Source organism: Pseudomonas sp. B3G-3, assembly GCF_028640915.1.
Classification (GTDB): Bacteria; Pseudomonadota; Gammaproteobacteria; order Pseudomonadales; family Pseudomonadaceae; genus Aquipseudomonas; species Aquipseudomonas chlororaphis_I.
The window spans coordinates 1-10,663 of the sequence record NZ_JAQZAB010000097.1; the positions used below are offsets into that span (position 1 = coordinate 1).

A 10,663-nucleotide genomic window follows, 5' to 3' on the forward strand; every position below is an offset into this window, starting at 1 on the left:
CGCCAGGACTGGGATCACACCCAGGTGGTTTACCCCACCAACCGCTTTGTCCACCAACTGTTCGCCGACCAGGCGGCCAGGGCGCCGGAGGCCCCGGCGGTGTTCTTCGCCGAGCAGCGCCTGAGCTATCGCGAGCTGGACATCCAGGCCAACCAGCTGGCGCACAAGCTGATCGAGCTGGGGGTCGGCCCGGAAGTCCGGGTGGCCATCGCCATGCCGCGTTGCGCGGAGATCATGGTGGCCTTCCTGGCCGTGCTCAAGGCCGGCGGGGTTTATGTGCCGCTGGACATTGAATACCCCCAGGATCGCCTGCGCTACATGATGCAGGACAGTGGTGCCTGGTTGCTGCTGACCCAGAGCCATCTGCTGGATCGCCTGCCGATTCCCGATGGTTTGCCGACCCTCAGCGTCGAAGGCGCGGCTGACTTTGCGGCTTACCCTATGACCAGCCCGGAGGTGACCCTGGCCGAGGAAAACCTCGCCTACGTGATCTACACCTCCGGCTCCACCGGCCTGCCCAAGGGTGTGGCGGTGTCCCATGGCCCGCTGGCGATGCACAGCCTGGCCACCGGCGAGCGTTATGAAATGAGCCCGGCGGACTGCGAACTGCATTTCATGTCCTTCGCTTTCGACGGCTCCCATGAAGGCTGGATGCACCCGCTGATCTACGGTGCCAGCGTGCTGATCCGCGATGACAGCCTGTGGTCGCCGGAATACACCTACGAGCAGATGCACCGCTACGGCGTCACCGTCGGTGTGTTCCCGCCGGTGTACCTGCAACAGCTGGCGGTGCACGCCGAACGCGACGGCAATCCGCCGGCGGTGCGGGTCTATTGCTTCGGCGGTGACGCGGTGCCGCAGGCCAGTTATGACTTGGCCTGGCGGGTGCTGCGGCCGAAGTACATTTTCAACGGCTACGGCCCGACCGAAACCGTGGTCACCCCGCTGATCTGGAAGGCCAAGGCCGGCGATCCGTGCGACGCGGCTTATGCGCCGATCGGCAATATCGTCGGCAATCGCAGCGCCTACGTCGCCGATGCCAACCTCAACCTGCTGCCGGTGGGCGTGGCGGGCGAGCTGTACCTGGGCGGCCTGGGCGTGGCCCGGTGTTACCTGGATCGGCCGGGGCTGACGGCCGAGCGTTTTATTCCCGACCCTTACAGCACCAGCGGTGCACGGCTGTACCGCAGCGGCGACCTGACTCGTTATCGCACTGACGGCCTGGTGGAGTACGTCGGTCGTGTCGACCATCAAGTGAAGGTGCGGGGCTTCCGTATCGAGCTGGGTGAAATCGAGGCGCGGTTGCTGGAGCAAGACTCGGTGCTGGAAGTGGCGGTGATCGCCCAGCCAGGCCCGAGCGGCCAGCAACTGGTGGGCTACATCGTGCCGGTGGATGCCGACGTTACTTCGAGCAACGAACGCCAGGCGCAGCTGCGGGAAAGCATCAAGGCCCGCCTGCGGGAAAACCTGCCGGACTACATGGTGCCGACCTATTTGTTGTTCCTGGAGGCTTTGCCGCTGACGCCGAACGGCAAGCTGGACCGCAAGTCGCTGCCCAAGGTCGATGCGCAACTGATGCAGCAGACCTATGTCGCGCCGCAGAACCCACTGGAACAGCAGATCGCCGCCATCTGGGCCGATGTGCTGAAGCTGGAACAGGTCGGCGTGACCGACAACTTCTTCGAACTGGGTGGCGACTCGATCATCTCGATCCAGGTGGTCAGCCGTGCCCGTCAGGCCGGTATCCGCTTTACCCCGAAAGACCTGTTCCAGCACCAGACGGTGCAGGGACTGGCCACGGTGGCGGAGCAGGGCGAGGGCGGATTGCAGATCGACCAGGGCCCGGTGCGCGGCGAGATGGCGCTGCTGCCGATCCAGCAATGGTTCTTCGACACCCCGGTGCCGGAACGTCAGCACTGGAACCAGTCGGTGCTGCTCAAGCCGCTGAAGACCCTGAGTGCCAAGGCGCTGGAGCAAGCCTTGCACGCCTTGCTCGAACACCACGACGGCCTGCGCCTGAACTTCGTCGAAGAGGGGGCCGGCTGGGCCGCGACTTATGCGCCGTCGGCGCCGGTGACTTCGGCACCGTTGGCCGCGATGCAAGCCGATGCGGTGCTGTGGCTGGCGGACCAGGTCGCTGAGGATTCGCTGCAAACCCTGTGCGACGCGGCGCAACGCAGCCTCAATCTGCAACAGGGGCCTGTGCTGCGCGCCGTACTCTTGACCTTGCAGGACGGCAGCCAGCGTCTGCTGCTGGCGATCCATCACCTGGTGGTGGACGGCGTGTCCTGGCGGGTGCTGCTGGAAGACCTGCAGCAGGCCCTGGTACAGCAAGCGGCCGGGCAAACCATCAAGCTGCCGGCCAAGACCAGCTCGACCCAGGCCTGGGCCGGGCAGTTGCAGGCTTATGCCCAAAGCGCGGCGCTGCAACAGGAACTGGCTTACTGGCAGGCCCAGCTGCAAGGCGTCGAATCGGGCCTGCCCTGTGACCGGATAACGGACCAGGTGGCGGTCAAGGATGCCCTGAGTGTCAGCACCGAGCTGGACCCGACCTACACCCAGCGCCTGTTGCAGGACGCCCCGGCGGCCTACCGCACGCAGATCAACGATCTGCTGTTGACGGCCCTGGCCCGGGTCATCACCCGCTGGACCGGTGACGCCAACGCCCTGGTGCAACTGGAAGGCCACGGCCGTGAAGAACTGTTCGACAGCATCGACCTGAGCCGTACCGTGGGTTGGTTCACCAGCGTATTCCCGGTCAAGCTGACGCCGCAGGCGGCCCTGGCCGACTCGATCAAGCAGATCAAGGAGCAACTGCGCGCGGTGCCGAACAAGGGCATCGGTTTTGGCGCCCTGCGTTACCTGGGGGATGCCAATGCCCAGGCAACCCTCGCGGCCCTGGCCGTACCGCGCATCACCTTCAACTACCTGGGCCAGTTCGACGCCAGCTTCGACGAGGCCGATGCCTGGTTCGCCCCGTGTGCCGAAGCCAAGGGCGCAGACCAGAGTGCCGAGGCCCCGTTGGGTAACTGGCTGAGCATCAATGGCCAGGTCTATGGCGGTCAGTTGAAGCTGGGCTGGACCTTCAGCACACAGATGTTCGACGCCGCGACCATCCAGCGCCTGGCGGATGACTATGCCGAGGAACTCAAGGCGCTGATCGAGCATTGCAGCCAGCCGCAGCACCGTGGCGTCACGCCTTCGGACTTCCCGCTGGCCGGCCTGAGCCAGCAGCAACTGGATCGCCTGCCGCTGTCCCTGGCCCAGATCGAAGACCTCTACCCGCTGTCGCCGATGCAGCAGGGCATGCTGTTCCATACCCTGTACGAGCAACAGGGCGGCGACTACATCAACCAACTGCGGGTGGACGTGGAGGGGCTCGATCCCGAGCGTTTCCGTCAGGCCTGGCAAGCGGCCATCGACCGTCACGATATCCTGCGCACCGGTTTCCTCTGGCAGGGCGAGCTGCCGGTGCCGATCCAGGTGGTGCACAAGCGCATTGCCCTGGATTTTGTCGAGCATGACTGGCGTGGCCAGCCTCGACAGCAAGAGGCTCTGGATACTCTGGCCGATGCCGAGCGCCAGCGCGGTTTCGACCTGGCGGCGGCACCCTTGCTGCGCCTGACCCTGGTGCGTCTCGACGACCAGCGCTATCACCTGATCTACACCAACCATCACATCCTGATGGACGGCTGGAGCAACTCGCGGCTGCTGGGGGAAGTCCTGCAAGGTTACTCGGGGCAATCGGCAGGGGCGGCGCCTGGCCGCTATCGCGACTACATCGCCTGGCTGCAACGCCAGGACGCCCAGCTCGGCGAGGCCTTCTGGAAAGAGCAACTGGCGACCCTGGACGAGCCGACCCGCCTGGCCCAGCCCATCAACCGCAGTGCTGGGCAGAGCGTCGCGGACCAAGGCTACGGGGCTTATCAGCAGCAACTGGACGGCCAACAGACCCAACGCTTGAGCGAGTTCGCCCGCCAGCAGAAGGTCACGGTCAACACCCTGGTGCAGGCTGCCTGGCTGCTGTTGCTGCAACGCTATACCGGGCAGGACACGGTGGTGTTCGGCGCTACGGTGTCCGGGCGTCCCGCGGAGCTTAAAGGCGTGGAACAGCAGATCGGCCTGTTTATCAACACCCTGCCGGTGGTGGCTTCGCCGCGTCCGGACATGGCCGCCAGCGACTGGCTGCAGGTGGTGCAGGCACGCAACCTGGCCCTGCGCGACTTCGAACACACACCGTTGTATGAAGTGCAGCGCTGGGCCGGTTTGGGTGGCGAGGCGCTGTTCGACAACATCCTGGTGTTCGAGAACTACCCGGTGTCCGAAGCCCTGGCACAAGGCGCCCCGGCGCAATTGAGCTTCGGCACGGCGGCCAACCATGAGCAGACCAACTACCCGTTGACCCTGTCGGTCTACCTGGGGCAGACCCTGTCCTTCGACTACAGCTATGCCCGGGAGCATTTTGCCCAGGCGAATATCCAGCAACTGGCCGGCTACCTGGAGCAACTGCTCATGGGCATGCTGGCGAATCCGCAGGGCAGCCTCGGCGAACTGTCGTTGCTCGGCGCCACCGAGTGCCGGCTGATCGACGAGCAGCGCAGCCGGACCCCGGCGCGGGACCTGGCGCCGCAGTGCGTCCAGCAGTTGATCGAAGCCCAGGCCCGGCGCACCCCGGATGCGGTGGCGCTGCTGTGTGGCGACCGGCAACTGAGCTACGGCCAGCTCAACCAGCGCGCCAACCAGTTGGCCCACAAGCTGATCGAGCTGGGCATTGGCCCGGATGTCCGGGTCGGCATCGCCGTGGAGCGCGGGCTGGACATGATCGTCGGCCTGCTGGCGGTGCTCAAGGCCGGGGGCGCCTACGTGCCGCTGGACCCTGAATACCCGCAGGACCGCCTGCATTACATGATGCAGGACAGCGGCATCCGCTTGCTGTTGACCCAGGCGCCACTGCTGCAACGCTTGCAGGATGGCGTAGCGGTGCCGCACCTGTGCCTGGATCAGGGCCAGGAATGGCTGGCTGGCGATGACCGGGGCAATCCGGCCCAACGCAGCAATCCGGAGAACCTGGCGTACGTGATGTACACCTCCGGCTCCACCGGCCGGCCCAAAGGCGTGGATATCAGCCACGGCGCCTTGAGCCAGCACGCCCAGGTTTCCCGGGATTATTTCAAGATGACCGCCGAGGACCGTGGGCTGCAGTTCTCCACCTTCAACTTCGACGCCTTCGTCGAGCAGCTATACCCGGCGCTGATCTGCGGCGCCTCGGTGGTGATTCGCGGCAAAGAGCTGTGGGACAGCGAGACCTTCTACCGCGAACTGATCGGGCAGGGCATCAGCATCGTCGACCTGAGCACCGCCTACTGGTTCATGCTCGGCAAGGATTACGCCAGCCGCGAACCCCGTGACTTCGGGCGCCTGCGCCAGCTCAACCTGGGCGGCGAAGCCATGCCGGCCGAAGGCGTGGCCGCCTGGAAAAAGGCCGGGCTGAAGCACGCGTGCCTGCTCAATACCTACGGGCCCACCGAGGCCACGGTGAGTGTCACCGCCCATGACTGCAGCGGCTACCTGCAAGACGGCGCAACCCTGCCGAGCCAGATCCCCCTGGGCAAGGGCCTGCCGGGCCGCTCCATCTACCTGCTGGACAACAGCGGCAACCTGACCCTCAAGGGCGCCACGGGCGAGCTGATGATCGGCGGCGACCTGCTGGCCCGGGGTTACCACGATCGCCCAGGCCTGACGGCGGAGCGTTTCATTCCCGATCCGTTCAGCCAGGACGGCGGACGCCTGTACCGCTCCGGCGACCTGGCGCGCTACGACGCCGAGGGCGTGATCGACTACGCCGGGCGTATCGACCACCAGGTGAAGATCCGCGGTTTCCGGATCGAAATGGGCGAGATCGAAGCCCGTCTGCTGGAGCTACCGCAAGTGCGCGAAGCCGTGGTGCTGGCCCAGGACGCGGCCGGTGGTCCGCAGTTGGTGGCTTATCTGGTGGTCGCCCAGGGTGTGAGCGCAGACAGCCAGGACGATCAGGCCCGGCTGCGGGAACAACTGAAAGCGGCGCTCAAGGAAGTGCTGCCGGACTACATGCTGCCGGCCCATTTGCTGTTCCTGGAAGCGTTGCCGCTGAGCCCCAACGGCAAGCTGGACCGCAAGGCGCTGCCCAAGGCCGACACCAGCTTGTTGCAGCAGGCCTATGTCGCGCCGCAGAGCGAGCTGGAACAACAGGTCGCGGCGATCTGGGCCGAGGTGCTCGAAGTCGAGCAAGTGGGCATGAACGATAACTTCTTTGAATCAGGTGGGCATTCCTTGTTGGTAACCGCGATGGTCTCTCGAGTCCAGCTCAAGCTTGGGCGTCAAGTCAGTGTGCAGATGGCGTTCGAATTTCCAACCCTGGGGCTGTTCGTCAGCCAGTTGCAGCAGGCCCCGGGCCAGGCACAGGGCGCCGACCTGAGTGCGCTGGAGCTGTTGCTCGACGAAATGGAGGCCGTGTAATGGATAACGCCACCGCGTTGAAGATTGTCAAAGGCTTCATCCTGCTGCCGCTGGAGAAGCGCAAGGTCTACCTGCAGAAGATGCTGGAGCAGGGCATTTCCCCGGCCAACCTGCCGATTCCGCAGGTGCGCCTGAGCCAGGAGCGCCTGCCGCTTTCCTATGCCCAGCAACGCCAGTGGTTTCTCTGGCAGCTGGCGCCGGACAGCACGGCCTATCACATTCCCAAGGCCCTGCGCCTGCGTGGTCGGCTGGACGTGGAGGCCTTGCAGCGCAGCTTCGACACCCTGATTGCCCGCCATGAAAGCCTGCGCACGCATTTCGTCGAGGATGCCGACGCGGCGCTGCAAGTGGTGCTGCCCGAGGTTCGCCTGGAAATCGCCCGCCAGACGCTGGCGGCCGATGAATGCGAGATCGACACGGCGGTGCAGGGCTTCGTGCAGGCCCAGACCCGGCAGCTGTTCGATCTGCTGCAAGGGCCCTTGCTCCGGGTCGGCCTGTTGCAGCTGGCCGAGGACGACCATGTGCTGGTCCTGACCCAGCACCACATCGTTTCCGATGGCTGGTCGATGCAGGTCATGGTGGATGAACTGATGGCCCTCTACATCGGCTACAGCCAGGGGCAACAACCCCAGCTGCCGCCGCTGCCGATCCACTACGCCGACTACGCCATCTGGCAGCGCAACTGGATGGAAGCCGGTGAGAAGGAACGCCAGCTGGCCTACTGGACTGCGCAGCTGGGGGGCGAGCAGCCCCTGCTGGAACTACCGCTGGACCGTCCGCGTCCGGCCGTCCAGAGCCATCGCGGCGCGCGCCTGGAGCTGACCCTGGAGCAGCCTTTGAGTGAAGCCCTCGGCAGCCTGGCGCAGCGCGAAGGGGTGACCCTGTTCATGCTGTTGCTGGCCTCGTTCCAGACCCTGTTGCACCGCTACAGCGGCCAGGCCGATATCCGCGTCGGCGTGCCCATCGCCAACCGCAACCGGGTCGAGACCGAACGGCTGATCGGCTTCTTCGTCAACACCCAGGTGCTCAAGGCCGAGGTCGACGGGCAGATGTCCGTAAGCCAGCTGTTGCAGCAGGTGCGGCAGACCGCCCTGGCGGCCCAGGCCCATCAGGACCTGCCTTTCGAGCAACTGGTGGAGGCGCTGCAACCGGAGCGCAGCCTGAGCCACAACCCGCTGTTCCAGGTGATGTTCAACCATCAGGTCGAGGCCGCGGCTCCAGCGGGCGCCCTCAGCCTGCCGGGCCTGAGCATCGAAGCCCTGGACTCGGCAGGGCAGTCGGCGCAGTTCGACCTGACCCTGGACACCGTGGAGACCCAGGGCCGGATCGCTGCCTCGCTGATCTATGCGACCGATGTATTCGATGCCGCGACCATCGAGCAGATGGCCGGCCACTGGCGCCAGTTGCTGCAGGGCATGGTCCGCCAGCCGGAGCAGCGCATTGGCCAGCTGCCCATGCTCGACGCCGGGGAACAGGCGCGGAGCATGGCCCAGTGGAATCCGCAGCCGCAGGCATTCCCCTCGACGGCCTGCGTGCACCAGTTGATCGAGGCGCAGGCGGCGAAGGCGCCCGAGGCCATCGCCCTGACGTTCCAGGGCCAGCACCTGGACTACCGGCAGCTCAATGAACGGGCCAACCGCCTGGCGCACAAACTCATCGAACAGGGCGTGGGGCCCAATGTGCTGGTGGGCCTGGCGGCGGAGCGTGGCCTGGAGATGCTGATCGGCCTGCTGGCGATCCTCAAGGCCGGCGGTGCCTATGTGCCGCTGGACCCGGCCTATCCCCAGGACCGCCTGCAACACATGATGCAGGACAGCGGTATCAGGCTGTTGCTGACCCAGGAACATCTGCGCCAGGGGCTGCCGGCATTCGCCGGCACCACCCTGTTGCTCGAGCAGCCACTGGACGCCTACGCGGTGCACAACCCCGAGGTCGGGGTGACCCCACAGGACCTGGCCTATGTGATCTACACCTCGGGTTCCACCGGCAAGCCCAAGGGCACCTTGCAGCCCCATCACAATGTGTTGCGGCTGTTCGCGGCGACCGCCGACTGGTTCCGCTTCGGCCCGGAGGATGTCTGGAGCCTGTTCCATTCCTATGCCTTCGACTTCTCCGTGTGGGAGATCTTTGGCGCCCTGATGCATGGCGGGCGCCTGTTGATCGTGCCCCAGGAGGTGGCGCGCTCGGCCCAGGATTTCTACCCGCTGCTCTGCGCCGAAGGGGTCACGGTGCTCAACCAGACGCCGTCGGCCTTCCGCCAGCTGATGCACGTGGCCTGCGCCGCCGGGCAGGGGCATGCGCTGCGCTACATCGTGTTCGGCGGCGAGGCCCTGGAGGTCAATACCCTGCAACCCTGGTTCCAGCGTTTCGGCGACCGCCAGCCGCAGTTGGTGAACATGTACGGCATCACCGAGACCACGGTGCACGTCACCTACCGCCCGCTGTCCCAGGCGGACTTGACGCTGGCGGGGGCCAGCCCGATCGGCGAGTTGATCCCCGACATGTCCTGGTACCTGCTGGACGGCAACCTGCAACCGGTGCCCAAGGGCTGCATCGGTGAGCTGTATGTCGGGCGCGCCGGGCTGGCCTGGGGCTACCTGAACCGCGGCGACCTGAGCGCCGCGCGGTTTGTCCCGGACCCCTTCGGCGAGGCGGGTGAGCGCCTGTACCGTACCGGCGATCTGGCGCGTTACCAGGCCGATGGTTCGATCGGCTACATCGGCCGCATCGACCATCAGGTGAAGATTCGCGGCTTCCGTATCGAGCTGGGTGAGATCGAGGCACGCCTGCTGGAACTGCCGGCGGTGCGCGAGGCGGTGGTCCTGGCCCAGGCAGGGCCGGACGGTCCGCAGCTGGTGGCCTATGTGGTGCCGGCCGGTCCGGCCTGGAACGACCTGGCCTGGAACGACGCGGCCCAGGCCGACGCGCAACTGGCGCTGCGGGAACACCTCAAGGCTGGCTTGCGCGAGCATCTGCCGGCGTACATGGTGCCGGCCCACGTGCTGTTCCTTCCGGCCTTGCCCCTGACCGCCAACGGCAAGCTCAATCGCGGCGCCTTGCCCGCCGTCGACAGCGGCTTGCTGCAGCGCGCCCATGTGGCCCCGCGCACCGAGCTTGAAGCGCAGGTGGCCGGGATCTGGGCCCAGGTGCTGAAGCTGGAACAGGTCGGCCTGAGCGACAACTTCTTCGAACTCGGCGGCCACTCGCTGCTCGCCACCCAGGTGATGTCGCGGTTGCGCCAGGACCTGGGCATCGAGGCGCCGCTCAAGCGGCTCTTCGAAGGCGAGTCGCTGGAAGACTTCGTGCGCCTGCTGGGAGCGGATACCTCGGCAGCGCTGGAAGCGATTCCCCTGGTGGATCGCCAGCAGCCCCTGGCGGTCTCCTATGCCCAGGAGCGCCAGTGGTTCCTCTGGCAGCTGGATGCCGACAGCAGCGCCTACCACATCCCCATGGCCCTGCGCCTGCGCGGCGCCCTGGATGAGGCGGCGTTGCAGAGCAGCTTCGATGCGCTGATCGCTCGCCATGAAACCCTGCGCACGCGCTTTGTCGAGGGCGCCCAGGGCCTGACCCAGGTGATCGAGGCCCAGGCCCGCTTGCGGATCGACCAACAGGACCTGTCCTTGCTGGTGGAGCCCGGCAACGCCGAGCAATTGATCCAGCAGGTGCTCGAGACCCAGGTACGCCAGGCCTTCGACCTGCGCCAGGGGCCTTTGCTGCGCGCGACCCTGGTGCGCCTGGCGGCGGACGAGCATGTGCTGGTGCTGGTGCAGCACCATATCGTCTCCGATGGCTGGTCGATGCAACTGATGGTCGAGGAGCTGATCCAGCTGTATGGCGCTCATGCCCAGGGGCAGCCGGCCGAGTTGCCGGCGCTGGCGGTGCAGTACGCGGACTACGCGGCCTGGCAGCGGCAGTGGATGGACGCCGGCGAACGCGAGCGGCAATTGGGCTACTGGCTGCGGCAACTGGAAGGCGGCACCCAGGTGCTGGACCTGCCACTGGACCATCCGCGTCCGTTGCAGCAAAGCCACCGTGGCGCGCGCCTGGGCATCAGCCTGGACGGCGCGTTGCCGGGCGCCTTGAAACAACTGGCGCAGCGCGAAGGGGTGACCCTGTTCATGCTGTTGCTGGCCTCGTTCCAGGTGCTGCTGCACCGCTACAGCGGCCA

Annotated in this window: 2 protein-coding genes; both read left to right on the forward strand. The window is 66.1% G+C overall.

Annotated elements, in window-relative coordinates; genetic code table 11:
• Positions 1 to 6,495 (forward strand): non-ribosomal peptide synthetase (locus tag PVZ80_RS12315; protein ID WP_273863952.1); only part of this gene is annotated, 6,495 nt, incomplete at its 5' end.
• A partial coding sequence (locus tag PVZ80_RS12320; protein ID WP_273863953.1) for an amino acid adenylation domain-containing protein occupies positions 6,495 to 10,663 on the forward strand: 4,169 nt, incomplete at its 3' end. The genes PVZ80_RS12315 and PVZ80_RS12320, both read left to right, overlap by 1 nt.